21 protein-coding genes are annotated in these 26,403 nt (G+C 67.1%); 14 read left to right on the top strand and 7 right to left on the bottom strand.

What is annotated here, in order from left to right; all coding sequences use genetic code 11:
- The 5 genes from ABLE86_RS15250 (at position 1) to hemN (ending at position 11,545) form a co-directional block, all read left to right on the top strand.
- Entirely contained in the window at positions 1-2,613 is a 2,613-nt protein-coding gene (locus tag ABLE86_RS15250) for an AAA family ATPase (RefSeq protein WP_348779800.1), read from the top strand.
- A 356-nt stretch (positions 2,614-2,969) separates the two neighbouring features.
- Positions 2,970-3,290: a quaternary ammonium compound efflux SMR transporter SugE gene (gene sugE / locus ABLE86_RS15255; protein WP_348779801.1), complete on the top strand. Its 321-nt coding sequence runs from the start codon at positions 2,970-2,972 to the stop codon at positions 3,288-3,290.
- A gap of 274 nt (positions 3,291-3,564) precedes the next feature.
- Positions 3,565-5,454 carry an autotransporter assembly complex family protein gene (locus ABLE86_RS15260; protein WP_348779928.1) on the top strand — a complete coding sequence of 630 codons (1,890 nt, stop codon included), beginning with the start codon at positions 3,565-3,567 and terminating at the stop codon, positions 5,452-5,454.
- Entirely contained in the window at positions 5,451-10,061 is a 4,611-nt protein-coding gene (locus ABLE86_RS15265) for a translocation/assembly module TamB domain-containing protein (protein WP_348779802.1), read from the top strand. Before ABLE86_RS15260 ends, ABLE86_RS15265 begins: the two co-directional genes overlap by 4 nt.
- 134 nt (positions 10,062-10,195) lie before the next feature.
- Positions 10,196-11,545: an oxygen-independent coproporphyrinogen III oxidase gene (gene hemN, locus ABLE86_RS15270; protein ID WP_348779803.1), complete on the top strand. Its 1,350-nt coding sequence runs from the start codon at positions 10,196-10,198 to the stop codon at positions 11,543-11,545.
- 242 nt (positions 11,546-11,787) lie between these two features.
- Here hemN and phnF read toward each other — a convergent pair whose 3' ends face one another.
- The gene (phnF, locus tag ABLE86_RS15275; protein ID WP_348779804.1) at positions 11,788-12,534 is read right to left on the bottom strand and encodes a phosphonate metabolism transcriptional regulator PhnF; all 747 of its coding nucleotides are present in this window, start codon (positions 12,532-12,534) and stop codon (positions 11,788-11,790) included.
- A 104-nt stretch (positions 12,535-12,638) separates the two neighbouring features.
- On the opposite strand from phnF, the gene phnG reads away from it, so the two are divergent.
- From phnG to ABLE86_RS15290, 3 genes are read left to right on the top strand one after another with little or no spacing between them, the layout of a single operon-like run.
- Positions 12,639-13,109, top strand: a complete 471-nt coding sequence (gene phnG / locus ABLE86_RS15280; RefSeq protein ID WP_348779805.1) for a phosphonate C-P lyase system protein PhnG — start codon at positions 12,639-12,641, stop codon at positions 13,107-13,109.
- Positions 13,109-13,714 carry a phosphonate C-P lyase system protein PhnH gene (gene phnH, locus ABLE86_RS15285; RefSeq protein ID WP_348779806.1) on the top strand — a complete coding sequence of 202 codons (606 nt, stop codon included), beginning with the start codon at positions 13,109-13,111 and terminating at the stop codon, positions 13,712-13,714. Before phnG ends, phnH begins: the two co-directional genes overlap by 1 nt.
- A 3-nt stretch (positions 13,715-13,717) precedes the next feature.
- Positions 13,718-14,821, top strand: a complete 1,104-nt coding sequence (locus ABLE86_RS15290; RefSeq protein WP_348779807.1) for a carbon-phosphorus lyase complex subunit PhnI — start codon at positions 13,718-13,720, stop codon at positions 14,819-14,821.
- A gap of 23 nt (positions 14,822-14,844) precedes the next feature.
- Here ABLE86_RS15290 and ABLE86_RS15295 read toward each other — a convergent pair whose 3' ends face one another.
- Both ABLE86_RS15295 and ABLE86_RS15300 read right to left on the bottom strand, forming a co-directional pair.
- Positions 14,845-15,276, bottom strand: coding sequence for a type II toxin-antitoxin system HicB family antitoxin (locus tag ABLE86_RS15295; protein ID WP_348779808.1), 432 nt, complete (start codon positions 15,274-15,276; stop codon positions 14,845-14,847).
- Between the two features lie 48 nt (positions 15,277-15,324).
- On the bottom strand, positions 15,325-15,519 hold the full coding sequence (locus tag ABLE86_RS15300) for a hypothetical protein (RefSeq protein ID WP_348779809.1): 195 nt from the start codon (positions 15,517-15,519) through the stop codon (positions 15,325-15,327).
- A gap of 104 nt (positions 15,520-15,623) precedes the next feature.
- On the opposite strand from ABLE86_RS15300, the gene ABLE86_RS15305 reads away from it, so the two are divergent.
- Genes ABLE86_RS15305 through ABLE86_RS15320 form a run of 4 tightly spaced genes read left to right on the top strand, consistent with a single transcriptional unit; the run spans position 15,624 to position 18,599 of the window.
- On the top strand, positions 15,624-16,502 hold the full coding sequence (locus ABLE86_RS15305; protein ID WP_348779810.1) for an alpha-D-ribose 1-methylphosphonate 5-phosphate C-P-lyase PhnJ: 879 nt from the start codon (positions 15,624-15,626) through the stop codon (positions 16,500-16,502).
- On the top strand, positions 16,499-17,275 hold the full coding sequence (gene phnK, locus ABLE86_RS15310) for a phosphonate C-P lyase system protein PhnK (RefSeq protein ID WP_348779811.1): 777 nt from the start codon (positions 16,499-16,501) through the stop codon (positions 17,273-17,275). The genes ABLE86_RS15305 and phnK overlap by 4 nt, the downstream gene beginning before the upstream one ends.
- A gap of 2 nt (positions 17,276-17,277) precedes the next feature.
- Positions 17,278-17,985 (top strand): phosphonate C-P lyase system protein PhnL, encoded by a 708-nt coding sequence (phnL, locus tag ABLE86_RS15315; protein WP_348779812.1) that lies wholly within the window; start codon positions 17,278-17,280, stop codon positions 17,983-17,985.
- Positions 17,982-18,599 carry a DapH/DapD/GlmU-related protein gene (locus ABLE86_RS15320; protein WP_348779813.1) on the top strand — a complete coding sequence of 206 codons (618 nt, stop codon included), beginning with the start codon at positions 17,982-17,984 and terminating at the stop codon, positions 18,597-18,599. The genes phnL and ABLE86_RS15320 overlap by 4 nt, the downstream gene beginning before the upstream one ends.
- A 29-nt stretch (positions 18,600-18,628) precedes the next feature.
- Here ABLE86_RS15320 and fdhF read toward each other — a convergent pair whose 3' ends face one another.
- The 4 genes from fdhF to glp form a co-directional block, all read right to left on the bottom strand.
- The gene (gene fdhF / locus ABLE86_RS15325) at positions 18,629-21,415 is read right to left on the bottom strand and encodes a formate dehydrogenase subunit alpha (RefSeq protein WP_348779814.1); all 2,787 of its coding nucleotides are present in this window, start codon (positions 21,413-21,415) and stop codon (positions 18,629-18,631) included.
- Positions 21,415-23,103: an NAD(P)H-dependent oxidoreductase subunit E gene (locus tag ABLE86_RS15330; protein ID WP_348779815.1), complete on the bottom strand. Its 1,689-nt coding sequence runs from the start codon at positions 23,101-23,103 to the stop codon at positions 21,415-21,417. Before ABLE86_RS15330 ends, fdhF begins: the two co-directional genes overlap by 1 nt.
- Before the next feature lie 90 nt (positions 23,104-23,193).
- Positions 23,194-23,439 carry a sulfurtransferase TusA family protein gene (locus tag ABLE86_RS15335; RefSeq protein ID WP_348779816.1) on the bottom strand — a complete coding sequence of 82 codons (246 nt, stop codon included), beginning with the start codon at positions 23,437-23,439 and terminating at the stop codon, positions 23,194-23,196.
- A gap of 46 nt (positions 23,440-23,485) precedes the next feature.
- Positions 23,486-24,742, bottom strand: a complete 1,257-nt coding sequence (glp, locus tag ABLE86_RS15340) for a gephyrin-like molybdotransferase Glp (RefSeq protein WP_348779817.1) — start codon at positions 24,740-24,742, stop codon at positions 23,486-23,488.
- Between the two features lie 142 nt (positions 24,743-24,884).
- Here glp and ABLE86_RS15345 point away from each other — a divergent pair, with 142 nt between their 5' ends.
- Positions 24,885-25,778, top strand: a complete 894-nt coding sequence (locus tag ABLE86_RS15345) for a formate dehydrogenase accessory sulfurtransferase FdhD (RefSeq protein ID WP_348779818.1) — start codon at positions 24,885-24,887, stop codon at positions 25,776-25,778.
- Positions 25,771-26,397, top strand: coding sequence for a molybdenum cofactor guanylyltransferase MobA (gene mobA, locus ABLE86_RS15350; RefSeq protein WP_348779819.1), 627 nt, complete (start codon positions 25,771-25,773; stop codon positions 26,395-26,397). Before ABLE86_RS15345 ends, mobA begins: the two co-directional genes overlap by 8 nt.
- The last annotated feature ends 6 nt before the right edge of the window (positions 26,398-26,403 follow it).

The following is a 26,403-nucleotide window of genomic DNA, read 5'->3' on the forward strand; positions in this document are numbered from 1 at the left end:
ATGAAGCTGCGCCGCATCGAGGTCAGGGATTTTCGCAAGCTCGGTCATGTCGTCATTGACGAGCTCGGCGACGGGCTCAACGTCATCGTCGGCGACAATGAAGCCGGCAAATCAACGCTCCTTGCCGCGTTGCGCGCCGCCTTGTTCGAGCGCCACCGCGTCGGCGGTGCGGCGGCTGCCGCCATGCAGCCCTACAACCAGTCGGTGCGGCCGGAAGTTTTGGTCGAATTTGAGCGCGGCGGCGCGATCTGGACCCTGCGCAAGGCGTTCTGCCAGCGTCAGGAGGCGGAGCTCTCCGGCAATGGCGAGCGCTACACCGGCGACGCGGTTGAGGAAAAACTTGCCGAGATGTTCGGCTTCACGCCCGCAAGCTCGGGCGGGACCAAGCCGCAGGAGCATCACGGCGTGTTCGGCCTGCTTTGGGTCGAGCAGGGCATGTCGCACCGGCAGCTGGGCATCGGCGCCGGCCGCAACCATCTGGCGTCGGCGCTGGAGCGCGAGATCGGCCAGGTCACCGGCGGCGAGCGCGGCCGCGCGCTGCTGGCGGCCGCCGAGGCGCGCCGGGAACAGTTCTGGGACAGGCGCGGCAACGCCCGCGGCGAGTTCAAGGCGCTTGCCGTCCAGCTCGGCGCCGACCGCCAGCAGTTCGCTGACCTGAAAAGGCGGATGGCGGAGCATGATGAGCGGGTGTCCAAGCTCGCCGGCATCCAGAACATCCTTGCCCGCTACCGCCGCGACGACACGCTGGAGGCAAGCCGCAAGCGCGCCGCCGCCGCCCGGCAGGCTGCCGCCGCCGTCGCTGGGCTGGAGGAGGCGCTGCGTGCCACCGAGGGCGAGGTGGAGCGTGCGAGGCTGAAGCTCGACGCGGCCACCACACGCAACGCGGCGCGCCGCAAGCTCGTGGCCGATCTCGCTGCCGACCAGAGCGCATTGGATGCCGCGCGCGTCGCCCGCGACGAGGCGTTAGCCGCGCTTGCCCGGCTGGATGCCGTCGCCGCCGAGACTGCCACCCGGCTGGACGCGGCGACCCAAGCCGAGCGACAGGCCACTTCCCGCCTGCGCGGCATGGAACAGGCGCTCGCCCGCCGGCAAGCGGCACAGGCGGTGGAACGCCTCACCGGCCAGCTGAAGCTCGCCGAGCAGGCCGACGACGCCCGCCGCAAGGCGCTGGCGTTTGCGCAGGCCGCTACGCTGACGGCGGAGGACATCGCGGGGCTGGAGAAGCTGGAACGCGCCGTCGAACAGGCGCGCATGCGGCTGGAGGCGGCCAGCGTGCGCATCACGCTGCACCCGCAAGGCGCGCAGGCCGCGCATCTCGACGGCAAGCCCGTCGAGGCCGGGACAGAACTTTCGCTGTCGCGCGACACAAGACTTTTCCTCGAAGGCTATGGCGAGATCGGCATCCACCCCGGCGGCGGCACGGAAGAGCTGGTGCAGGCTGCGGAGCAGGCCAGGCAAACACTCGACAAGGCGCTGCGCCGGCTGGAACTGGCCGATGTCGCGGCCGCGCGCGCGGCGCTGCGCCAGCAGGAGGCCGCACGCGCCGAGGTGAAGGCGCATGGCGCGACGCTTGCAGCACTTGCGCCGGCCGGCATCGAGGCGCTGCGGCAGGAGCTTGCCCGCAACGCGCTGCTGGCCGAAGGCGGCGAGGCGGAAGCTTGCGAACCGGCCGATATCGAGGCCGCGCGGCGCGAATGCGGCGAGGCAGCCGCTGCGCTGCGCGCGATCGAGGCGGAGGCGAAGGAACGCGGCGCCGCCGTCGAGACGGCGCGGCGGGAGCTGGCCGTGCTGGAGGAACGCGTTTCGGTCGCCGAGGCGCGGTGCGCCAAGCGCCAGGAAGAGTTGGCGGCCGCGCGCGCCGAGGCAGACGACAGAACCCTCGAAGAGGACTGCGTGCGCGAGGACCAGGCCTTCCGGCAGGCAGAACAGGCTCGTGCGGCGGCCCAATCTGCGCTGGCCGGCGCCGATCCCGAAGCCAAGCAGCTTGCCCTGAAGCAGGCCGAGCAGTCGGAACGCGAGATCCAGGCCGACATCAACCGGCTCGACAATGAAAGGCGCGAGATCGAGGCCGCATTGCGCGCGCTCGGCAGGGACGGCCTGGGCGAGCAGCTTGCGCAGCTCGAAGGCCAGATCGCGCTCAGCGAAGCGCGGCTGAAGGCCATGACGCTTGAGGCGGAAGCGGCAAGGCTGCTTCACGCCACGCTGGCCGACGCCCAGCGCGAGACCAAGGACCGCTGGCTGGCTCCGGTGCGCGAGCGTTCCGCGCCCTATCTGCGGCTGATCCAGGCCGACAGCGACATCGTGCTGCACGACGAGACGTTCGAGATCGAGCAACTGGTGCGCAATGGCGTGGCCGAGCCTTTCGGGGGCTTGAGCGTCGGTGCGCGCGAGCAGATCGCCGTCATCACCCGCATCGCGCTGGCCGATATTTTGCGCGAGGCGGGGCAGGAGGCCTGCATCGTGCTCGACGATGCGCTGGTCAACACCGACGAAGAGCGGCTGGAGCGCATGCATCTGGTGCTCGGCAAGGCGGCGCAGAACCAGCAGGTGCTGGTGCTCACCTGCCGCGAGCGCGATTTTCTCCAGCTCGGCGCTCCGATCCGCCGGATGTAGCGCCGCCGGCCGAGGCTGCGGCCCTTCGGCTCTGGCCATTGCCACCGGAATTGCCTATATGGGCCCCGCGCGGGACGGCCCGTGTTTCATGACCAACGGGGACGGCCCCATTGTTTCGGAGCACCGAAGTGATGGAAACCCCCACCCGCCACTTTCCCGAACACCGTTTCGAAAATCCGCTACGCGCTGCTCCGGCGCGGACCATTGGCGCGCGCCGCCTGGCAGGCGACCTGGCCTGCACCGGGCCGAAAATGCGCGCCCGGCACACCGCTGCGCGATTTGCGCTGCGCTCGTTGCGAATTTTCATATCGGCGCTGCCTCCCAAGCGCCCTCCCAGCATAAAGGACCGCACCTAAATGGCATGGATATACCTCTTCTTCGCCGGCGTTTTCGAAGTCGTCTGGGCCACGACGATGAAGCAATCGGAAGGCTTCACCAGGCTCATGCCCACGCTCGTCACCGGTGTCACAATGCTCATCAGCCTGGGGCTGCTGGCGCTGGCCCTCAGGAGCCTGCCGCTCGGCACCGCCTACGCCATCTGGACCGGCATCGGTGCCATCGGCGCCTTCATCGTCGGCATCGTGGCCTTTGGCGAGGCCGCCACCCTTTTTCGCATCGTCAGCGTGTCGCTCATCGTGGCGGGGCTGATCGGTTTGAAGCTCAGCTCTGGGCATTGACGGGCAGCCGGGGCCGCGTCCGGGGTGCATTTGCAAAGCTGCAACCATTGGCGTCTACTTTCGGCAACATGCCGACCGAAAATTGCATGCCGCCCTCTGCCTCAAGTCGTGCCAAGGCTGTTTTTCGATTCCGCGATCACCTAGCATCCGCCTCCTCTCTTGAAGGGGCGGAGAGCTTTTCGAGGCGCGCTGGTTTTGGTGCGTTTGGTCTTTTCGACCGCGTCTAGGAGCTTGAGTGAGAGTTTTTACTGCCAGGACTTCGCGGGGGCTCTGCCTGCTTGTCGGATTGGGGCTGTCTGCCGCGCCGGTCGCGCCGGCGGCGGCCTTGGAGCTGTTCGGCACCCACATCTTCGGAGCCAAGAAGTCCGATTCGGCGGAGGAGGTCATCGGCGAGCCGCAGAACTACACGGTCGACTTCTCCGTCGCCGGTGGCAATGAGGACGTCAAAGCCAAGCTCAAGGGCGCTTCCACGCTTTGGAAGGATCATGAAAAGCCCGCCTCGGGTGCCGCCGGTCTGCTGGCCAAGGCGCGCGGCGACTATCGCCGCCTGCTTGCCGCGCTCTACAGCGAAGGCCGCTATGGCGGCAGCATCAGCATACTCGTGGGCGGGCGGGAGGCGGCCGACCTGCCGCCCGACGCCCAACTGCCCGATCCGGTCGCGGTTCGCGTCGTCGTCAATCCGGGCCCCATCTTCCTGTTCGGCGAAACCAGCATCGTCAACCGCGCGCCGCCGCCGGTGAGGCCTGACGACGAGGTCGAGCAGCCCGAGCACGCCGGCTTCGCGCCGGGCGAGGTTGCCCGCTCGGGCGTCATCCTTTCCGCCGAACGGCTGGCGGTCGAGGCCTGGCGCCAACAGGGCTATGCCAAGGCAAGCGTGGCCGACCGTCGCGTCGAGGCCGCCCACGACCGAGACGTGGTCGACGCCACGCTCACCATCGAGCCCGGACGCAAGGCCTATTACGCGCCGGTCGAGGTCGAGGGCACCGAGCGCATCGACCCGAAATTCCTCGCCTGGATGACCGGGCTGGAGCCTGGCCAGGAATACGACCCCGACGATCTCGCCCGCGCCAGCAAGCGGCTGTCGCGGCTCGACGTGTTCCGCGCTATGCGCTTCCAGGAAGGCGACGCAATCGGCGCGGACGGCCAGCTGCCCATCAGCCTCATCGTGCAGGAGCGCCTGCCGCGCCGCTTCGGCTTCGGCGGCAGCTATTCCACGCTCGACGGGGCAGGGGTGGAGGCCTACTGGCTGCACCGCAACCTGTTCGGCCATGCCGAGCGCCTGCGGCTGGACGCCAAGGTGCTGGGCCTCGTCAATTCCTTCAACCCGAAGGAACTGACCTATCGGCTCGGCGCTACCTTCACCAGGCCGGGCGTCTATACGCCCGATACCGACTACTACGCCTCCGCGGTGGGCGAGCGCGAGGTGCTCGACGCCTATACCCGCACCGGCGGCGGCGCCGAGACAGGTCTTGCCCACATCTTTAACGACCAGCTATCTGGCCGCGTGGCGCTCAATGCGGGTGCTGCCCGCTTCGAGGACGACGTTTTCGGCCGCCGCAACTTCGTCAATCTCGGCCTGGTCGGCGGCGGCATCTATGACAGCCGAGACGACAAGGCCGACGCGACGGAAGGCTACTATGCCGAAGTGACGCTCGAGCCCTTCTACGAGTTCAACTACGGCAATCCGGCAATCCGGGCCACGGCCGAGGGCCGCGCCTATTTCGGCTTCGGTGATGAAAGCCGCATCGTCGCGGCCGGCCGCCTCAAGCTCGGTGCCATTGCCGGGCCTTCGGTGGCCGAGATCGCGCCCGACAAGCTGTTCTTCGCCGGCGGCGGCGGCTCGGTGCGCGGCTATGCCTATCGCAACATCGGCGTGCCGGTGGGCGATCGCCGCATCATCGGCGGGCGCTCGCTGATCGAGGGTTCGGCCGAGCTGCGCGCGCGCGTCGCCGACACCATCGGCTTGGTCGGCTTTGCCGATGCCGGCTATGTCGGCGGCGACTCCATACCCAACTTCAACGACGATCTGCGCGTCGGCGTCGGCGGCGGCGTGCGCTACATCACCGGGCTTGGGCCGATGAGGCTCGACGCAGCCGTGCCGCTCAATCGCGGCCCGGGCGATCCCACTATCGGCTTCTATGTCGGAATAGGACAAGCGTTTTGACCCGGATCTTTCTGGCCATCGCCCTTTTCGTCTGCGCGCTGCCCGCCCTGGTGCTGTCCGCATTCGCGCAGGACTCGGCAGACGCCGAGCGCTCCTATTTCGTCGGCTTCGTCGAGAACCAGCTTTCGACGCCGGATCGCCAGATCCATATCGACAACATCCAGGGCGCGTTGTCGTCCGACGCCACCATCGGCGAGATCACCATCGCCGACCGCGAGGGTGTGTGGCTGCGCATCACCAATGCGCGCATCGTCTGGACCCGCTCGGCACTGCTTCTTGGCCGGCTGTCGGTGGACCGGCTCGCCGCCGACCGCATCGATGTCCTGCGCAAGCCCTTGCCGGCGGAAGGCGCGCCGGCGCCGGAAGCCGGCGGCTTCCAGCTGCCCGAGCTGCCGCTCTCGATCTCGCTCGGAACGCTGGAGGTGCCGCATGTCACCTTCGGCGAAAGCGTCTTCGGCCTTGCCGCCGATGTGGCGATCACCGGAAACCTGCAACTTGCCAGCGGCTCGCTTGACACGACGCTCAACGTCAACCGCCTCGATGGGCCCGGCGGCCAGCTCGCACTGCGGGCGGCCTACGCCAATGCGACCCAGGTGCTCGATATCGACCTGAAGCTCGACGAGCCGGCCAACGGCATCGTGGCGAATCTCCTCAACGTCGAGGGCCGGCCGCCCATGGCGTTGGCGCTGGGCGGCAAGGGGCCGATCTCGGACCTCGACCTCAACCTGACACTCGATGCCGATGGCCTGCGCGCCCTGACTGGCACAGCCGAGGTGCGCCATCGGGCCGACGGCTACGGGTTCAGCGCCGACGTGCATGGGCCAATCGCCCAGCTGGTGTCGCCGCGCTTCCGCGATTTCTTCGGCGCCGAGACCAGACTCCAGACCTCCGGTCTGGTGCGCGACGGCGGCGGCGTGCTCTTGGAAAAGCTCGACCTGCAAGGCGCGTCGCTTGACCTCAAGGCCGCAGCCGAGACGGCCCCCGACGGCTTCCTCCAGCGCCTGACGCTGAGCGCCGACATCGCCGACCCGGCCGGCAAGCCTGTGCTTCTGCCCGTGCCGGGACAGAACACCGTGCAGCGCGCCAGCCTCGCGCTGGCCTTCGGCGACAATCCGGGCGACGAATGGTCGGGCTCGTTCAAGATCGACGACCTAGCCACCGAGACTTTTTCGTCCAAGTCGGCCGAGGTACTGCTATCGGGCCTGGCCCAGAACATCGCCAACCCGGCGTCGCGCCATCTCACCTTCGCCGCCACTGGCGGCGTGTCCGGCATCGTCGCCACCCGCGCCGACATCGCCGAGGCGCTGGGCGATCGCATCGCGCTCGACGTCGGCGGCGAATGGTCGGCCGGCGCGCCGGTGAAGCTCGCCAAGGCCGAAATCGCGGCCAACGGTTTTGCGCTTTCGCTTGCCGGCGACATTTCCGACTTCGTCTTCAATGGCGACGTCGGCCTCAAGGCCAGGTCGCTGGCTCCGTTCTCCAGCCTTGCCGGGCGGCAGCTTTCGGGCGGCGCCGATCTCGTCGCCAGGGGCGAGCTGAAGCCGCTCACCGGCGCGTTCGACCTCGCGCTTGATGGCATGGCCGAGGGGCTGGGCATCGGCACGCCTGCCGCCGACAATCTGCTGCATGGCCGAACTCGCATCGCCGGCGGTGTCGCGCGCGGCGAGACCGGCCTTGTGGCGCGGCAGCTGCGCATCTTCAACGACCAGGTCGAGGCCAAGGCCGATGGCCGCTTCGCCACGGGTGCGGCCGATTTCGGCTTCGACCTCTCTGTGGCCGATCTGGCGCTGGTGTCCGACAAGACTGCCGGCCGTCTCACCGCCAAGGGCCGCGCTTCCGGCACCGAAGGGCTGATCGGCCTGACCTTCGGCGCGGAAGTGCCCAGCGGCACGCTGGTCGGCAAGACGCTGAAAGATGCCGTGCTCGACTTCGAAGGCACGCTGCAGAAGGGCGACCTCAACGGCAATGTGACCGGTAACGCCTTCCTCGACGGCGTAAGGGTCGATCTCGCCTCGGCCATTGCCGCCAATGAAGACGAAAAGCGCCTAAGCGACCTGAAATTCACCGCAGGTGGCGCCAAAATCACCGGCGATGTGACGCAGGACAGGGGCGGCCTGCTCGACGGCAAGCTGTCGCTCGCCGCCGCCGACGTTTCCACCGCTGCGGCATTGCTGCTGAAGCATGCCACCGGCGCGGTCAACGCCGACATTGCGCTGACCCATCAGGACGGCAGGCAGAACGCCACGGTCCACGCCGAGATCAACAAGCTGGTGGTCGACACCGTCCATGTCGGCAAGGCCGATCTCAACGCGACCGTTGCCGACCTGTTCGGCGTGCCGATCGCCGACGGCTCGTTGAATGCCAGCAAGCTTGTCGCCGGCGGCGTCGATGTCGCCACGCTGCAGGCCACCGCCCGGCACGAAGGCCAGACGACGAATTTTGCGGCCAACGCGAAGCTCGAGAATGGCGCTGTCGCCGCTGCCGCCGGCGCGCTGTCGCCGGTCGAGGGCGGCTACCGGCTCGCCCTGCAGCAGGCGCAGCTGACCCAGGGCAACCTTTCGGCCAAGCTTGCCGAACCGGCCGCCCTGCAGATGCGCGGCGAAAAGATATCCATCGACGATCTCGTGCTCGACGTCGGCGGCGGGCGCGTCAGCGCGCGCGGAGAGATCGACGAAAAGCTGGACCTCGCCGTCAGCATCGCCAGGCTGCCGCTGGCCATCGCCAACGCCGTCCGCCCCGACCTGGCGCTGGCCGGTACGGTCGACGGCACCGCCAATATCGGCGGCACGCGTGCCAATCCGGACGTGCGCTTCTCGCTCAAGGGCAATTCGATTGCCGCCGCCGCCCTGCGCGAGGCGGGTCTTGCCTCTATCAACCTCGAAGCCGAGGGCAACTCCACAGCCAGCTGGCTGAACGTCAAGGCGGCGGTGACCAGCCCTGATGGCCTGCGCGCCACGGCACACGGCGCCGTGCCGCTCGACAAGGGTGCACTGGCGCTCGACATCGGGCTCGAATCCTTCCCGCTTGCGCTGCTCAATGCGGTCGCGCCTGATCAGCGGCTCGGTGGCAACATCTCAGGCACCGCCAAGGTTTCCGGCCAACTCGCCAATCCGGCGGCGGCGTTCAATTTGCGCGGCGCGGGCATCCGCGCAGCCGCTTTGGAAGAAGCCGGCGCAGCCCCCCTCGAAATCGCCGCCTCCGGTCATTTCGCCGACAAGGTGCTGACGCTGTCGTCGGCCACCGCCAACGGTCCGCAGGGTCTGTCGCTCACCGCCAGCGGCCGCGTGCCGGTCTCCGGCGAGGGCGTGGACCTCGCCGTTCGGGGCGAGGCACCGTTGGCGCTGGCCAACCGTTTTCTCGCCGAGCGCGGCGCGCAGGCGGGCGGCACGCTTTCGGCCAACGCCACCATTTCCGGCAGCCTGAAAAAGCCCTCCATCCGCGGCATGTTCTCCACGCAAGGGGCCGAATTCGTCGATCCGGACAGCAATGTCCGCCTGCGCTCCATCGCGGTCATGGGCACCATCGACGGCGACCAGGTCACGATCCGCAACGCCTCGGCCAATCTCGCTGCCGGCGGCTCGGTCGGCGCTACCGGCACCATCTCGCTCGACGCGGCGGCGGCCTTCCCGGCCGACATCCGCATCACGCTCAACGATGCCCGCTATTCCGACGGCACGCTTGTCGTGGCCACCGTGGGCGGCAGCCTCGCCATCACCGGCCCGCTCGCGCGCGATCCGGTGCTGTCGGGCAATATCAATGTCAGCCGCGCCGAGATCACCGTGCCGGAAAGCTTTGCCGGCGGTGCTGCCGCGCTCGACGTAAAGCACCTCAAGGCCTCGCCGGCCGTGGCCGAGACGCTGAAGCGTGCGCGCGCCAATGACGGCACGCCCACCCCGACCGGCCGTCCGAGCGTCATGCGGCTCGAGGTCAGCGTCAATGCGCCGGCCCGCGTCTTCGTGCGCGGGCGCGGGCTCGATGCCGAGCTCGGCGGCCAGGTCAAGCTCACCGGCCCTGTGTCCGACATCCAGCCGGTGGGCGGTTTCCAGCTCATTCGCGGCCGGCTCAGCATCCTCAGCCAGCGCATCACCTTCGATGAAGGCACCGTCACGCTGGTGGGCGACCTCAACCCCTTCCTCAACTTCGTGGCGCGCTCGGAGGGCACCGACATCACCGTGTTCATCACGGTTTCGGGGCGCGCCTCCGACATCGGCGTAACGTTCTCGTCGCAGCCCGAGCTTCCGCAGGACGAAGTGCTCGCCCGCCTGATCTTCGACCGCGGCATCGACGAGCTGTCGGCCTTCCAGATCGCCCAGCTCGCCGCCGCGGCGGCCGAGCTGGCCGGCGGCTCCAACAATTCGCTGCTGGGCAATTTGCGCAATGCTACTGGTCTCGACGATCTCGACGTGGTCACCGACAGCAAGGGCAATGCCGCCGTGCGCGCCGGCCGCTACATCCAGGACAACATCTATCTGGGCGTGGAGGCGGGTGCCCAGGGCTCGACGCGCGGCACCATCAACCTCGACATCACCCAGGACCTCAAGGCAAAGGGCGCGGTGGGGTCCGATGGCGACTCCAGCCTCGGCGTGTTCTACGAAAAGGATTATTGAGCCCGCTTTCCTGCGGGCTCGCCGCGCGCCGGGGCAGGGCGCGGCGCAAAGGACCTCTCCGGCGGCCTTGATCGAGATCAACGACGCAGGGCGGGGCGCCTTTATGTCTGGCTTAGTTTCACGGAGCCAGACGAATGCAGCCAGATCTCATCCGCAAGCATGCAGCGCCCGTTCCGCGCTACACCAGCTATCCCACCGCGCCGCATTTCCACGATGGCGTCACCTCCGCCACCTACCGCGAATGGCTTGGTGCGATCGAGCCCGGCACCGCGCTCTCGCTCTACGTCCACATTCCCTATTGCGACCGCCTGTGCTGGTTCTGCGCCTGCAACACCAGGCAGACGCGCCGCTACGAGCCGGTCGCCAAATATCTGCAATATCTCTACCGCGAGATCGTCACGGTGGCCGAACTCGTGGCGGGCAAGGCCGAGGTAGGCGCGCTGCACCTCGGCGGCGGCTCGCCAACCATGCTCACGCCGGACGACATGCGCGTGCTGAACGCTATCCTGCGCACGGGCTTCTCCTTCCGTGAAAATGCCGAGATCAGCGTCGAGATCGACCCCAACGACATGGACGAGGCGCGCTTCGACGCGCTGGCCGAAATCGGCATGACCCGCGTCAGCCTCGGCGTGCAGGACTTTGACCCGAGAGTGCAGACCGCGATCAACCGCGAGCAAAGCTTTGCGCAGACCAAGGCGGTGGTGGATGCCGCCCGCGCGCGCGGCGCGCAGTCGGTCAATCTCGACCTGCTCTACGGCCTGCCGCACCAGACGGCAGACAGCGTCGCGGCGACCGTGGAACAGGCGCTTTCGCTGGCGCCCGACCGCATCGCGCTGTTCGGCTATGCCCATGTGCCGTGGATGCGCAAGCACCAGACCATGATCGACGAGGCAGCGCTGCCGGACGTGATGGAGCGTTTTGAGCAGTCCAGCCGCGCGGCCGATATCATTTCGGGCCACGGCTATCAGACGATCGGCATCGACCACTTCGCCAAGCCGGCGGACTCCATGGCGGTTGCCCATCGCGAAGGCCGGCTGCGCCGCAATTTCCAGGGCTATACGGTGGATGATCTCGACACGCTGATCGGCTTCGGCGCCTCTTCTATCGGCAAGCTGCCTCAGGGCTATGTCCAGAACAGCACCGCCACCGGCGAATATGAGCGGCTGGTGTCCGAAAGCGGGCTTGCCGTCACAAAGGGGTTTGCGCTGTCGGAGGAAGACCGCATGCGCGCCTGGGTGATCGAGCGGCTGATGTGCGACTTCTTCTTCTCGCGGTCCGAGTTCGCCCGCAGCTTCGGCGCCGGTGGAGCGCCGGTGATCGATCTGGCCGACCGGTTGGTGGCGGAGGACGAGGACGGCCTGATCGTGCGCGAAGGCGACCGCTTTGTCGTCACCGACCGCGGCCGCCCGGTGGTACGCGCGGTGGTCTCGGCCTTCGACGCCTATCTGGGCAACAACGGCGCGCGGCATTCGATAGCGGTGTGAGAGAGGCCTGATCCTCTCCTGTCTGCATTTGAAATGACCCCCACCCCTAGCCCCTCCCCACAAGGGGGAGGGGGAATTCTGCTGTGTAGCTGCCTAACACCACCCTTGGCCGGCTTTGGCGGTCGGGGCGGCAAAATCGTCCCCCTCCCCCTTGTGGGGAGGGGCTAGGGGTGGGGGTACAGGCCGGTAAGATCAGCGAGCCTCAGTAGACGACAGCACTACCGAAGGTAGGTAAGCTGCCCCTACGTCTCTATCGTCAGCTCCACCAGATCGGCGGCAAAGCGCGTCTCGGCGAACTGGATTGGCCTGCCCTCGAGATCGTCATTGATGGCCACGGTCACCAGCACGATGGCGCCGGGCGACAGTTTCAGGTTGTCGAGGTCGTCGGCATCCGCATGCCGTGACGATATCAGCGTGGTGCGGCGCACATAGTCGTCCACGCCAAAGCGCGCGAAGCTCGCGGTCACCGACCCCGTCTCGGCAAAGACATCCGCGAACCCGGCAAAACGCGTGGCGTCGAACCAGTTCGTTGCACGCGAGATGCGCCGGTTGTCTGCCTCCGTCACGGTTTCCAGCCGCAACACCGGCGCGCCTGTCTCGATGCCCAGCGCCTCGGCCACGCGTTCCGTTGCCGGCTCTACCACATGGCCGAGCAATATCGCCTTTCGCGCTCGCGTCTGGTCCTGCAAGCCGGTCGAAAACCGGGTGCGGGTGCTGATCGGATAGGCTAGCCGCTTGCGGCTTTCGATGAAGGTGCCGCGCCCCTGCTCGGCGCGCAGCACGCCTTCCTGCACCAGTGCCGAAATCGCCGCTCGCACCGTGTGGCGGTTCACGCCGAATAGCTGCGACAGCGTGATCTCCGGCGGCAGCTTGCCGCCTTCGCCGAGCGTGCCGTTGCTGATGCCCAGCCGGATGCGGTCGGCCACCTGCCGCCACAGCGCCACCCCGCTTCGGCGTTCCATGCCGCTTTCGCCAACCGTCGAACTCATTTTTCGCTCCGTCATTCAGCCGTCATGGACAGCCGCTAGAAAGCCAATATAATTTGTTCAGTTGTATAGAGCAATAGACAAATATGGAAGGCGATGGAGCGGCCATGAAGACCGACAGGCGGCACGAACAGGAAGAGGCGCAGGCGCGCAAGGCGGCAATGGCCGCGCTGGCCAATGCGCCGGGCGAAACGCTGAAGGCGCTGTGGGACGAGGCCGGCCTGCCGCGCGACGCGCAGCGGCTGCGCGGACCCGAAACCGGGCTGGTCACCGTGCGCGGGCGCATCGGCGGCGGCGGTGCGCCGTTCAATTTCGGCGAGGCGACCGTCACCCGTGCCACGGTGCGCGTGGAAGGCGGCGCGGTGGGCCACGCCTACGCGCTCGGCCGCGACAAGGAGAAGGCGCTGCTTTCGGCCATAGCCGACGCGTTGTGGCAGGACACGTCGCGCCGCGGCGACATCGAAACGAAAATCATCGCGCCGCTGCAGGCAGCGCAGGCCGAAGCCGACGACCGTCGCCGAGCCGAGACGGCGGCGACCAAGGTCGACTTCTTCACCATGGTACGCGGAGAGGACTGATGCAAACCGAGGCAATAGACGGCGGCTTCGCCAATCCGGTCTTTGACGCGCAGGTGGTGTTCCGCGCGGTCATGGACGCCATGGCCCGCCCCGGCACCATCCAGCCCTGCGGCGAACTCACTGCTCCGCCCGCGCCGCTCGCGCCGGTGGCGGCTGCCGTCGCTCTCGCGCTCTGCGATGCCGACACGCCTCTCTGGCTCGATCCGGCCCTGCAGGCTTCCGCGGCCGCTCGCCACTGGCTCGGCTTTCACACCGGCGCGCCGCTGGCCCACACCCCGGCGGATGCGCATTTCGCGCTCGTGTCGGACCCGGCCGAGCTGATCTCGCTCGAGAATTTCGCGCAAGGGTCGCAGGAATATCCCGACCGTTCCACCACGCTCATCCTGCAGGTGCCGAGCCTGTCCGGCGGCGAGACGCTTCAGCTCGAAGGCCCCGGCATCGAGACATCGCTCGCTTTTGCACCCGTTTCCCTGCCGCGCCATTTTGTCGAGCAGTGGAAGCAGAACCGCGCCCGCTTCCCGCGCGGCGTCGACGTCATCCTGGCGGCACCCGAAGGGGTGGCCTGCCTGCCGCGCACCACGCGCATCAAGACCACGGAGGCCTGACCCATGTATGTGGCCGTCAAAGGCGGCGATGCCGCCATTTCCAACGCGCACAAGCTGCTTGCCGACCGCCGCCGCGGCGACCGTTCGGTGCCGGCGCTGCGCATCGACCAGATCGTGGAACAGCTCGCGCTCGGCGTCGACCGCGTCATGGCCGAAGGCTCGCTCTATGATCGCGAGCTGGCAGCACTTGCCATCGCCCAGTCGCGCGGCGACCTGATCGAGGCGATCTTCCTGGTGCGCGCCTATCGCACCACGCTGCCGCGCTTCGGCTACACCAACGCCATCGACACCGGCGCCATGCTGGTCGAGCGCCGCGTGTCCGCCACCTACAAGGACCTGCCCGGGGGCCAGTTGCTCGGCCCCACCTTCGACTACACGCACCGCCTGCTCGACCCCGAGATCGCGGCCGGCGCGCCGGTCGAAGAACCCGAGCAGCGCGAGGCCGAGGGCGGGCGCATGCCGCGCGTCTCGGAAATCCTGGCGCATGAGGGCCTGATCGAAGGCGATGGCGACATGCCGCTGGATCACATAACCGGCGACCTGACGCGCGAGCCGCTGGACTTCCCCATCGAGCGTGACCTGCGCCTGCAGGCGCTCGCCCGCGGCGACGAGGGTTTCCTGCTCGCGCTCGGCTATTCCACCCAGCGCGGCTATGGCCGCAACCATCCCTTCGTCGGCGAGATCCGCATCGGCGAGGTCGAGCTGGAGCTGGAAGTGCCGGAACTGCCCTTCGCCGTGCCGCTCGGTCGCATCCGTGTCACCGAGTGCCAGATGGTCACGCAGTTCAAGGGCTCGGCAAAGGTCCCGCCGCAGTTCACGCGCGGCTACGGGCTCGTCTTCGGCCAGTCGGAGCGCAAGGCCATGTCCATGTCGCTGTGCGACCGCGCGCTGCGCGCCCGCGAATTCGGCGAGGATGTCGTTGCCCCTGCGCAGGACGAGGAATTCGTCATCTCGCATTCCGACAACGTCCAGGCCACCGGCTTCGTCGAGCACCTGAAGCTGCCGCACTATGTCGACTTCCAGGCCGAGCTCGACCTCATTCGCCGCATGCGCGCCGAGCACGATGCGCGCGAGGCTGTGGAAGAAAAGCGCGAGGCGGCGGAATGATCCCTTCTGCTATCCTCGTCGGCTCACGCGGCGTCCCGCACCGAAATGACGATCTCCTTGCCAAGCGCGGCAAGGGCAGCCTCCAGCGCCTGAACCTTGGTCGGATGATCAGGATCGAGGATGCGGCGAGCCTCGCCCTCTGCCTTGCCCAGCCTGCGGGCAAGGTCGGATTTCGAAATGCCACTTGCGTTGAAGGCTTCGACCACGGCCAGCTTCAACGCCGTAGTTGCGTCGACAGGCACTTCCACCAGCCCCTTGCGCTTTGTGGCCGGCGCCGGAAGCGGCCGACCGAGAACCAGATAGCCCCGCAGCGCCAGCCCGAGCGCCTCGGAGGCGTTGGCGCGGGCCTCGATCAGTGTCGCGCCAGCGGTGATCGCTTCCGGAACGTCCGGAAACGTAACCAGGAAGCCGCCTTCCGGATCGGGTTCGATCCTCGCCGCGTAGATGTATTCCATTTGGTTCAACTCCAGTCGGCTACCGCTGCCGTCGAGGCGCGTTGCTCATCACAGAACGCCCAGCTGCTTCTTGATGGTCCTCACCATCAGCTCGGACAAATTTCCGGACGGAACGGTCGTCAGCCTGTCGCCAAGTCTTATCCGGTAGTGCGAGCCTTTGCCCCGATCGGTGAACACTTCGAAGGTCTGGTTCTGCTTTCTGGCCAGCGCCCGAAGCTCGCGGATCAGAGCTTCGCGTTTCATGCCTCTCTTCCCCCCGAGAGGAAACCTCGCACATTTTTGTACGAAGCGCAATCCGGACTGGCCCCGCAGTCCGCATCACCCAGCGCATCTTCGGAGCCAGCGCAATGAACATAGCCGACTACAACTTCGCCTATCTGGATGAGCAGACCAAGCGGATGATCCGCCGCGCCATCCTCAAGGGCATCGCCATTCCAGGCTACCAGGTGCCTTTCGCCAGCCGCGAGATGCCCATGCCCTATGGCTGGGGCACCGGCGGCGTGCAGGTCACCGCCTCCATCATCGGGCCGGAAGACGTGCTGAAGGTCATCGACCAGGGCGCCGACGACACCACTAATGCCGTCTCCATCCGCGCCTTCTTCAAGAAGGTCGCCGATGTCGCCGTCACCACGGAGACGGCCAAGGCCACCATCATCCAGACCCGCCACCGCATTCCGGAATATCCGCTGCAAGCGGGCCAGACGCTGGTCTACCAGGTGCCGATCCCCGAGCCGCTGCGCTTCCTTGAGCCGCGGGAGACCGAGACCCGCAAGATGCATGCGCTGGAGGAATACGGCCTCATGCATGTGAAGCTTTACGAGGACATCGCCAAGCACGGCCGCATCGCCACCACCTATGCCTATCCGGTCAAGGTCGAGGGGCGCTATGTGATGGATCCGTCGCCGACGCCAAAATTCGACAATCCCAAGATGCACATGTCGGCGGCGCTGCAACTGTTCGGCGCGGGCCGCGAAAAGCGCATCTACGCCATCCCGCCCTTCACGGAAGTGGTCAGCCTGGACTTCGAGGACCATCCCTTCGAGATCCAGACCTTCGACCAGCCCTGCGCGCTGTGCGGGGCCGAGCAGGTTTACCTCGACGAGGTCATTCTCGACGACAAGGGCGGGCACATGTTCGTCTGCTCAGACACCGACCACTGCGAAAAGCGCCAGGCGGAAGGCCATCGCGGCCATCTCGCCCCCGAAGCCATGGAGCCTGCCGAATGACCGACGAACCGCTTCTGCGCGTCAATGCGCTGTCCAAATATTACGGCGCGCGGCTGGGCTGCGAAGATGTCTCCTTCGACCTCTGGCCGGGCGAGGTGCTGGCCGTGGTCGGCGAATCCGGCTCGGGCAAGACCACGCTGCTCAACAGCCTGTCGACCCGGCTGCTGCCCACTTCCGGCACCGTCAGCTATCGCATGCGCGACGGCAGCTGGCGCGACCTCTACCGCATGAGCGAGGCGGAGCGCCGCTTCCTCATGCGCACCGACTGGGGTTTTGTGCATCAGAACCCGGCCGACGGCCTGCGCATGACCGTCTCGGCCGGCGCCAATGTCGGCGAGCGGCTAATGGCGGTGGGCGACCGCCATTATGGCCGGATTCGTTCGACCGCCATCGACTGGCTCTCCCGCGTGGAGATCGGCGAGGACCGCATCGACGACGAGCCGCGTTCCTTCTCGGGCGGCATGCGCCAGCGCCTGCAGATCGCGCGCAACCTCGTCACCGGCCCGCGTCTTGTCTTCATGGACGAGCCCACCGGCGGCCTTGACGTGTCGGTGCAGGCGCGCCTGCTCGACCTGCTGCGCGGGCTGGTCACCGACCTCGGCCTTGCGGCTATCGTGGTCACGCACGACCTCGCCGTCGCGCGCCTGCTCTCCCAGCGCATGATGGTGATGAAGGACGGCCATGTCGTCGAGGCCGGCCTCACCGACCGCGTGCTCGACGATCCGCGCGCGCCCTACACCCAGCTTCTCGTCTCCTCCATTTTGCAGGTGTAACCATGCCCACACCTCTCGTCGTTTCCGACGTCGCCAAAAGCTTCATCATGCACTTGCGCGACGGCATCAAGTTGCCGGTGGTGGCTAGTGTGTCCTTTGCGCTCGAGGCCGGCGAATGCGCCGTGCTGGGCGGTCCCTCGGGCGCGGGCAAGAGCTCGATCCTGAAAATGCTCTACGGCAACTATGCCGTGGACGAAGGCCAGATCATCGTCGATCACGGCGGCCAGCTGGTCGACCTCGCTTCGGCCAGCCCGCGCACCGTGCTTGCCATCCGCCGCGACACCATCGGCTATGTCAGCCAGTTCCTGCGCACCGTGCCGCGCGTCTCCGCCCTCGACGTGGTCGCCGAGCCGCTGGTGGCGCTGGGCGAGGGCAGGGAGCCGGCGCGCGAAAAGGCGCGCGAGCTGCTGTCCCGTCTCAACCTGCCTGAAAGGCTGTGGCTCCTGCCGCCGGCCACCTTCTCGGGCGGCGAGCAGCAGCGCGTCAACATCGCGCGCGGCTTCATCACCAGCCATCCGGTGCTTCTGCTCGATGAGCCGACCGCCTCGCTCGACGCTGTCAACCGCGAGGTCGTCGTCGGCATGATTGCTCAGAAGAAACGAGAGGGCGTGGCGCTGCTCGGCATCTTCCACGACCAGGACGTGCGCGATGCCGTGGCCGACCGGATCATCGACGTGACGAAGTTCGCACCGGAAAGGATCGCGGCATGACGACGAAACTATCGGAACAGCCGCTGGTACACCCGACGGCGGAAGTCAGAAAATCCACCCTCGGCCGTTACACTGAGGTTGCTGACCGCAGCCGCGTGCACGAGAGCACGCTGGGTGACTATTCCTACATCATGCAGGATTGCGGCGTCTGGTGCGCCGAGATCGGCAAGTTCTCCAACATCGCGGCCGCCGTGCGCATCAACGCCACCAATCATCCCACCTGGCGGCCGACGCTGCACCACTTCACCTACCGCGCCGCGGACTACTGGGAAGACGCCGCTCACGAGGAAGAGTTCTTCGATTGGCGGCGCTCTAACGCCGTGCGTATCGGCCACGACACCTGGCTCGGCCATGGCGTGACGGTTCTGCCCGGCGTCACTATCGGCGATGGCGCCGTCGTCGGTTCGGGTGCTGTGGTGACCAAGGACGTCCCGCCCTACACGATCGTCGCCGGCGTGTCGGCCAAGCCGATCCGTGAACGCTTCGACCGCCGCACCGCCGAACGCTATCAGGCGCTTGCCTGGTGGGATTGGGACCATGCCCGCCTGCGCGCAGCACTCGACGATTTCCGCGAGCTTTCGGCCGAGGCATTTCTGGAAAAGCACGGCGGGTAGAGCCCCGCCGCGCAACATCGCGCGGGCGGCTACTCGGCCGCCTCCGCATGCCGCACCTTGCCGATGCGCGCGGCGCAATATTTGAACTCCGGTATCTTGCCGTAAGGGTCCAGCATCGGATTGGTCAGCTTGTTGGCCGGGCTTTCGTTGAAGCAGAACGGCATGAAGATGGTGCCGTCGGCCACCTCGCGGTCGGCCCGCAATATCGCCTCGATGATGCCGCGCCGCGTCTCCACCGTGATCATGTCGCCAGGGGTTAGATTGTTGCGGGCGATCTCGTAGGGGTTCATGGCGGCGATGCCATAGGGCTCGATGGCATCCAGCACGCCGGCCCGGCGCGTCATGGCGCCGGTGTGCCAGTGTTCCAGCAGGCGTCCGGTGGTCAGCACCAGCGGATAGTTTTCGTCCGGCACCTCGTCGGGAGGCAGAAGGTCGGCCGGCACGATGCGGCCGCGCCCGTCCGCCGTCGGGAAGCCGGACGTGAACACCACCTCGTTGCCGGGCTTGTCGTCGGCGTCGGCGGGATAGATGACCGAATCCTCGCGCTCAATGCGCTCCCATGAAATGTGGTTCAGCGAGGGCATGACGCTCGCCATCTCGCTGTAGACCTCCGACACGTCGCCATAGTGCCAGTAGAGCCCGATGCGGTTGGCGAGGTCGATGATGATCTCCAGGTCCTGCCGCGCCTTGCCCGGCATGGCGAGCGCGGGCCGGCCAATCTGTATCTGGCGGTTGGTGTTGGTGTAGGTGCCCCATTTCTCGGCATGGGCCGAGGCCGGCAGGATGACATCGGCGTGCCAGGCCGTCTCGGTGAAAAAGATGTCCTGCACCACCAGATGCTCCAGCATCGCCAGCGCCTTGCGGGCATGCGTCTGGTCGGGGTCGGACATGGCCGGGTTCTCGCCCATGATGTACATGCCCCGGATCTCGCCGGCATGGATGGCATCGACGATCTCGACTACCGTCAGGCCGGTCTTGGGGTCCAGCGTCTGGCCCCAGAAATTCTCGTACTGGCTGCGGATGTCGACATTGTCGACCGATTTGTAGTCGGGATAGTACATCGGGATCAGGCCGGCGTCGGAAGCGCCCTGCACGTTGTTCTGCCCGCGCAACGGGTGCAGGCCGGTGCCCGGCCGGCCGACCTGCCCAGTGATCAGCGCCAGCGCGATCAGGCAGCGCGAATTGTCGGTGCCGTGGACATGCTGTGAAATGCCCATGCCCCAGAAGATGATCGAGTGCTCCGACTTGGCATAGATGCGCGCCACATCTCGGATCACCGCCGCCTCCACGCCGCAGACCGGCGCCATCGCCTCGGGCGAAAAGTCCCTAACCTTGGCCTTCAGCGCCTCGAAGCCGGAAACATTGGCCTGGATATACTGCTCGTCGTAGAGCTTTTCCTCGATGATGGTGTGGATGAGCGCGTTGAGCAGCGCCACGTCGCTGCCGGCGGTGAACCGCAGCGCATATGTTGCATGGCGCATCAGGTCCTGGCCGCGCGGGTCGATGACGATCAGCTTCTTGCCCTGCTTGGCCGCCTGCTTGAAGAAGGTCGCCGCCACCGGGTGGTTGACCGTCGGCCGCGCGCCGATGACGAGGATGCAATCGGCCTTCATCGCATCGTTGAAGGGCGCCGAGACCGCGCCGGAGCCCACGCCTTCCATCAGCGCCGCCACCGACGAAGCGTGGCACAGCCGCGTGCAGTGGTCGACATTGTTGGTGCCGAAACCCTGCCGCACCAGCTTCTGGAACAGATAGGCCTCCTCGTTGGAGCCTTTTGCAGAGCCGAACCCGGCCAGCCCCTTGCCGCCATGCTCGTTGCGGATCGCCACCAGTCCGGCTGCCGCGCGCTCCATCGCCTCTTCCCACGTCGCCTCGCGGAATATGGTGAGCGGGTCGACGTCGCGCAGGTCGGCATTGGCATCCTTCGGCGCATCGTCGCGGCGGATCAGCGGCTTGGTCAGCCGCTCGGGCGACATCGCATAGTCGAAGCCGAAGCGGCCCTTCACGCATAGTCGGTTCTGGTTGGCAAAGCCGTTGCGCCCGTCGACCTGGACGATACGGTTGTCCTTCACCGCCACGCGCGTCTGGCAGCCCACGCCGCAGTAGGGGCATAGCGTGTCCACCACCCGGTCGAAGGACTGCACGGCGCGGGTGCGAAACTCCTCGTCCATCAGCGTTTTTTCATAAAGCGCGCCGGTCGGGCAGGCCTGCACGCATTCGCCGCAACTCACGCAGGTCGAATGTCCCATCGGGTCGTGCATGTCGAAGACGGGGAGGGCGTGGTCGCTACGGTCGGCCATGCCGATCACGTCGTTGACCTGCACCTCTCGGCAGGCGCGCACGCAGGCATTGCACGAGATGCAGGCGTCGAGATTGACCGCAATGGCCGGGTTGGTGATGTCGAACTCGGCAGGCTCGCTCTGGAACTTGGAAGGAAACCGGCTGCTGCCCGAAATGCCCATGGAAGCGGCCCACAGCCAGAAGACGGACTGGTTGTCCGGCCCCTCTTCCGCCGGAGGCATGTTGCTCGCCAGAAGCTCGAAAACCATTTCGCGCGACTTCTTCGCGCGCTCGGTGTCGGTGCGCACGACCATGCCCTCGGTTACCTTGCGGATGCACGAGGCGGCGAGCAGGCGTTCGCCCTCGACATCTACCATGCAGGCGCGGCAATTGCCGTCGGGCCGGTAGCCGGGCATGTCGACATGGCACAGATGCGGGATCAGTGTGCCTTCACGCTTGGCCACGTTCCAGATGGTCTCGCCTTCGGCGGCGACGACCGGCCTACCGTCGAGCGTGAATTTGATCGTGCCAGCCATCACAGTTCGTCCCGGAAGTATTTCAGCAGGTGGTTGACCGGGTTGGGCGCGGCCTGGCCCAGCCCGCAGATCGAGGCGTCGCGCATGACGCTTTCCAGATCGCGGATCGCGACCTCGTCCAGCGGTGCCGGCCTGTTCAGGAGCGCGAGCAGCTTGGCCGTGCCTTCACGGCACGGGGTGCACTGGCCGCAGCTTTCATGCTTGAAGAATTTCAGCAGGTTGAGCGTGATGTCCCTGGCGCTGTCGGCCTGCGAAAACACGACGATGGCATGCGAGCCGACGAAGGCGTCGAGCTTGGCGAGCTCGCCGCCGAAATCCAGCGCTATGTCGCCCATCGAGGCGGGCAGGATGCCGCCCGAGGCACCGCCCGGCAGATAGGCCTTGAACTCGTGGCCGTCGGCCATGCCGCCGCAATAGTCCTCGATCAGCTGGCGCGCGGTGATCCCGGCCGGCGCCAGCTTCACGCCCGGCTGCTTTACCCGGCCGGAGACGGACCAGGACCTGATGCCGGGATGGCCGGGCAGCCCCTTGGCCGCGAACCACTCCGCGCCGTGCTCGACGATGTCGCGCACCCACCACAGCGTCTCAACATTGTGGTTGAGGGTGGGCCGGCCGAAGAGCCCGACCTCGGCGATGTAGGGCGGGCGGTTGCGCGGCAGGCCGCGCTTGCCCTCGATGCTCTCCAGCATCGCACTTTCCTCGCCGCAGATATAGGCGCCGGCGCCGCGCCGTAGCTCGATGAAGCCCGACGCGATGATGCCGGCCTTGGCGAGCGCCGCGATCTCGGTGCGCAGGATTTCCAGTACCGCCGGATATTCGTCGCGCATGTAGAAATAGACGCGCTCGGCCTCGACCGCGTGGGCGGCGATCAGCGCCCCCTCGAGCGCGCGGTGCGGGTCGCTTTCGAGATAGAAGCGGTCCTTGAAGGTGCCGGGTTCGCCCTCGTCGCCATTGACGGTCATCAGGCGCGGCCCGTTGAAGGAGCGCACGATGCTCCACTTCCTGCCGGCCGGGAAGCCTGCCCCGCCAAGGCCGCGCAGGCCGGCGGCCTGCATGGTCTCTATCAAGGCTTCGGCACCGATCTCGCCCGCGCGCACTTTTGCCAGCAGGCGGTAGCCGCCGGCGGCGCGATAGGCATCCAGCCCGACATAGGACGGCACCACCGTTTTGGTCTCGCCGTCGCGGGCCATCTTGATCAGCCCGTCGCTGGTGGCATGATCGACCTCGCGGTCGCCGAGGCGCGCGGCGGGCGCAGTGTCGCAGCGGCCCATGCAGGGCGCGCACACCACACGGATCGCCTTCGGATCGACGCTCGCGGCGAGTTCCTTCAGCAGCGTCTCGCAACCGGCCACCATGCAGCTGACGGAATCGCAGACGCGGATGGTCAGCGGCGCGGGCGGCGTCTCGCCTTCCTTGACGATGTCGAAATGGTCGTAGAACGAGGCGACCTCGTAGACCTCGGTCTGCGACAGCTTCATCTCCTCGGCCAGCGCGCGCAGATGCGCGGCCGACAGGCAGCCATAATGATCCTGGATCAGGTGCAGGAATTCGATCAGCAGGTCGCGGCGGCGGGGCCTGTCGATCAGCAGGTCGCGCACCTCGTGCAGCGCCTTGTCATCGAGGCCTCGGCCCTTTGGGCCACGGTCGCGACCGCCGCCTCGCCTGAATTTCTGGTCCTGGATGTTCACCTGCGCCACCTCCCGCATTTCGCGTCGATGTCGGAGCAATTCCAGCCTGCAACCACTATAGGGCAAGCCAATCAGGTGACGCTAGGTAAATCAACCCCCACCATCGGGGGCCTCGCCTGCCTTCTCGATCACGAAAACCATGCGCCCGGCCTGCCGTTCCGTCGCAATCATCAGGTCGCCGGTCTCGGCGAGCAGGTTGGGAATGTCGATGGAAGCGAGCGGGTCGGTGCAGACGACCTCGATGCGTTCGCCCGGGGCAAGCCCGCGAAGCGCCTTGCGCGTCTTCAGCGCCGGCAAGGGACATTTCAATCCGCTCAGGTCAAGCTTCGTCGTCATGTCGCGCCTACGATGAGCCACGGGCGCCATATGGTCAATCGCATGCCTAGAGCAGGCTCGAATAGGGCAGGAAGCGCACGATATCGCCGGGCTTGACGCCCGTGACCTCCTCGCCGAGCTCGACCAGCCCGTCAGTGTCGACCAGCGAGGACAGCAGCCCCGCCCCCTCGCGCGGGAATTTTTCCGCCTCATAGGCTCCATCTGCGCCCCTGCGCAGGCTTGCCCGCACATATTCGCGCCGGCCTTCCTTCTTGCGATAGGAGAATGCGGCGCGCAGCGGCATCGCCAGCAGGGTTTCCGGTTTCGCCCCGGCCAGCGCCCGGATCGCAGGGCGGGCGACATGGGCGAAAGTAACAAAACTCGCCACCGGATTGCCGGGCAGGCCGATGAAGGCCGCCCCACGGATGACGCCCATGGCGACCGGCCGGCCGGGTTTTATCGCAACGCGCCAGAACACCAGCGAGCCGACGCTTTCCACGCTGGCCTTCACATGGTCGGCCTCGCCGGTGGAGACGCCGCCGGAGGTGAGGATCAGGTCGTGCGCGGCCGCGGCCTCGGCCAGCACGCGGGCGATCAGGTCGCCTTCATCGCGCAATATGCCGAGGTCGGTGACGGCACAGCCGAGCCGGGCCAGCATGGCCCGCAGCATGAAGCGGTTGGAATCGAAAAGCTGCGCCGGGCCGCGCGTGCTGCCGGGCGCGACGATCTCGTCGCCGGTGGAAAACACAGCCACCCGCACGCGCCGGCGCACGGAAACCTCGGTAAGTCCCAGCGCGGCGACCAGCGCCACGTCCTGCGGCCGCAGAATTTGCCCGGCGCGCAGCACCGTGCTGCCGACAGAAATATCCTCGCCCGCAGGGCGCACATTGGCGCCGCGCCTGAGGCCCGCCGGCAGGATCACGCCGCCGGCCTCGTCCAGCCGCACATCCTCCTGCATGAACACGGTGTCGGCGCCCTCGGGCATGGGCGCGCCGGTGAAGATGCGCACGGCCTGTCCCGGCTCGATGGGGGCGGCGGACGACATGCCGGCCTGCACGCGGGCGGAAACGGGAAAAACGGCTTCCCCCTCCGCCGGAAGGTCGGCGCCGTGCAGGGCATAGCCGTCCACGGCCGAATTGGTGAAGGGCGGAAGCGGCAAGGGTGCGACGAGATCTTCTGCCAGCACGCGCCCGTCGGCTTCGGCCAGCGGCGCCATCTCCGTCTCGGCAACCGGCCTCAGCCGGGAGGCGATCAGCGCCACCGCCTCGTCCACCGGCATCAGCGACCCGCCAAAGGCGAAGCAGTCGTCGGAAAGTTGCGCCATGGTCTTGTTCCCTCCGGTCTTCGCCGGGCGGGAAGGCCGGCCTGAGCTTATCCCGAAAGGGCACTCGCCCTTTCAAGATTGGCCTGGATTTGAACAGGCTATAGACTGGGGGTCAAGCGATGCGAGCAGGGACGAGAGCGTCATGCAGCAGACTAAACCCAAGGCCGACCCGGCCGTGATCCTGCCCCACCCGGAAGACCCGCGCCTGACCGAGCGCGTCATCGGCATCGACCACACCCGCGAGATCGTCGAGGTGATGGTGCCGGTGGAACGCGCGCTGACGCTCTATCTCAACGCGCAGGAGATCGTCACCATGATGACGATCAACGATTATCCGGAATATCTGGCGCTCGGCTACCTGCTCAACCAGAACATGCTGAAGCCTGACGACGTGGTGACCGGCGTCGACTATGACGACGAGCTGCAGGTGGCCGTGGTGCGCACCGAGCGCCACACCAATTACGAGCACAAGCTGAAGAAGCGCACGCTGACCTCGGGCTGCGCGCAGGGCACCGCCTTCGGCGACCTGATGGAAGCGCTGGAGGAAATCGATCTGCCGGACGCGGAGCTGCGCACCTCCTGGCTCTACGAGATGACCAAGACCATCAACACCACGCCTTCGCTCTATCTCGCCGCCGGCGCCATCCATGGCTGCGTGCTGTGCCGGGAGGGCCGGCCGCTCTGCTACATGGAGGATGTCGGCCGCCACAACGCCGTCGACAAGCTGGCCGGCTGGATGTACCTCCACGATGTCGACCCGGCCGACAAGATCCTCTACACCACCGGCCGGCTGACCTCGGAAATGACGATCAAGACCGTTCGCATGGGCATACCCATCCTCGTCTCGCGCTCCGGCTTCACCGCCTGGGGCGTCTCGCTCGCCCGGCAGGCGGGGCTGACGCTGGTGGGCCGCGCGCGCGGAAAGCGTTTCATCGCCGTGTCGGGCGAAGAGCGGATCGTGTTCGACCAGGACCTCGCTTCCGTCGAGGAGGAAGCCCCCCGGCATCATCGCAAGGGCGCGGAGCACGATGACTGAAACGAACACCGAAACGATCGGCGTGATCCTCGCCGGCGGGCTGGCGCGGCGCATGGGCGGCGGCGACAAGCCGATGCGCGCCATCGGCGGGCGCACCATCCTCGACCACGTTATCGAGCGGTTTCAGCCGCAATGCGACGGGCTGATCCTCAACGCCAATGGCGACCCGGCGCGCTTTGCCGCCTTCGGCCTGCCCGTGGTGGCCGACAGCGTGGCCGATTTTCCCGGACCGCTCGCCGGCATACTCGCCGCGCTCGACTGGACCGCGCAAATGCGGCCCGGTGTGCAATGGGTGGCAAGCGTTGCCGGCGACTGCCCCTTCCTGCCGCGCGATCTGGTGGCACGGCTGCACGGCGCGCGTGTCGCAGAAGGCGCCAGGCTGGCGGTAGCGGCCTCGGCCGGCCAGTCGCATCCGGTGATCGGCCTGTGGAGCGTGGCGCTGCGCGAGGAACTGCGCCATGCTCTGGTCGAGGAAGACATCCGCAAGATCGACCGCTGGACGGCGCGCTACCCGCTCGCCACCGTGTCCTGGCCGGCCGAGCCGGTCGATCCGTTCTTCAACGCCAATACGGTGGAGGATCTGGCAGAGGCCGAGAAGCTGGCAGCGCTGGCGGGCTGAGCCGCC

Origin of the sequence: Mesorhizobium sp. KR2-14 (genome assembly GCF_040049255.1) — a bacterium.
In the GTDB taxonomy this organism is placed as follows: Bacteria; Pseudomonadota; Alphaproteobacteria; order Rhizobiales; family Rhizobiaceae; genus Pseudaminobacter.

What these genes read in the sequence shown, in the direction of transcription:
- ABLE86_RS15250 (WP_348779800.1), top strand. Translation starts at nt 1, where the DNA reads ATGAAGCTGCGCCGCATCGAGGTCAGGGATTTTCGCAAGCTCGGTCAT.
- sugE (WP_348779801.1), top strand. Translation starts at nt 2,970, where the DNA reads ATGGCATGGATATACCTCTTCTTCGCCGGCGTTTTCGAAGTCGTCTGG.
- hemN (WP_348779803.1), top strand. Translation starts at nt 10,196, where the DNA reads ATGCAGCCAGATCTCATCCGCAAGCATGCAGCGCCCGTTCCGCGCTAC.
- phnF (WP_348779804.1), bottom strand. Translation starts at nt 12,534, where the DNA reads ATGAGTTCGACGGTTGGCGAAAGCGGCATGGAACGCCGAAGCGGGGTG.
- phnG (WP_348779805.1), top strand. Translation starts at nt 12,639, where the DNA reads ATGAAGACCGACAGGCGGCACGAACAGGAAGAGGCGCAGGCGCGCAAG.
- phnH (WP_348779806.1), top strand. Translation starts at nt 13,109, where the DNA reads ATGCAAACCGAGGCAATAGACGGCGGCTTCGCCAATCCGGTCTTTGAC.
- ABLE86_RS15290 (WP_348779807.1), top strand. Translation starts at nt 13,718, where the DNA reads ATGTATGTGGCCGTCAAAGGCGGCGATGCCGCCATTTCCAACGCGCAC.
- ABLE86_RS15295 (WP_348779808.1), bottom strand. Translation starts at nt 15,276, where the DNA reads ATGGAATACATCTACGCGGCGAGGATCGAACCCGATCCGGAAGGCGGC.
- ABLE86_RS15300 (WP_348779809.1), bottom strand. Translation starts at nt 15,519, where the DNA reads ATGAAACGCGAAGCTCTGATCCGCGAGCTTCGGGCGCTGGCCAGAAAG.
- ABLE86_RS15305 (WP_348779810.1), top strand. Translation starts at nt 15,624, where the DNA reads ATGAACATAGCCGACTACAACTTCGCCTATCTGGATGAGCAGACCAAG.
- phnK (WP_348779811.1), top strand. Translation starts at nt 16,499, where the DNA reads ATGACCGACGAACCGCTTCTGCGCGTCAATGCGCTGTCCAAATATTAC.
- phnL (WP_348779812.1), top strand. Translation starts at nt 17,278, where the DNA reads ATGCCCACACCTCTCGTCGTTTCCGACGTCGCCAAAAGCTTCATCATG.
- ABLE86_RS15320 (WP_348779813.1), top strand. Translation starts at nt 17,982, where the DNA reads ATGACGACGAAACTATCGGAACAGCCGCTGGTACACCCGACGGCGGAA.
- fdhF (WP_348779814.1), bottom strand. Translation starts at nt 21,415, where the DNA reads ATGGCTGGCACGATCAAATTCACGCTCGACGGTAGGCCGGTCGTCGCC.
- ABLE86_RS15335 (WP_348779816.1), bottom strand. Translation starts at nt 23,439, where the DNA reads ATGACGACGAAGCTTGACCTGAGCGGATTGAAATGTCCCTTGCCGGCG.
- glp (WP_348779817.1), bottom strand. Translation starts at nt 24,742, where the DNA reads ATGGCGCAACTTTCCGACGACTGCTTCGCCTTTGGCGGGTCGCTGATG.
- ABLE86_RS15345 (WP_348779818.1), top strand. Translation starts at nt 24,885, where the DNA reads ATGCAGCAGACTAAACCCAAGGCCGACCCGGCCGTGATCCTGCCCCAC.
- mobA (WP_348779819.1), top strand. Translation starts at nt 25,771, where the DNA reads ATGACTGAAACGAACACCGAAACGATCGGCGTGATCCTCGCCGGCGGG.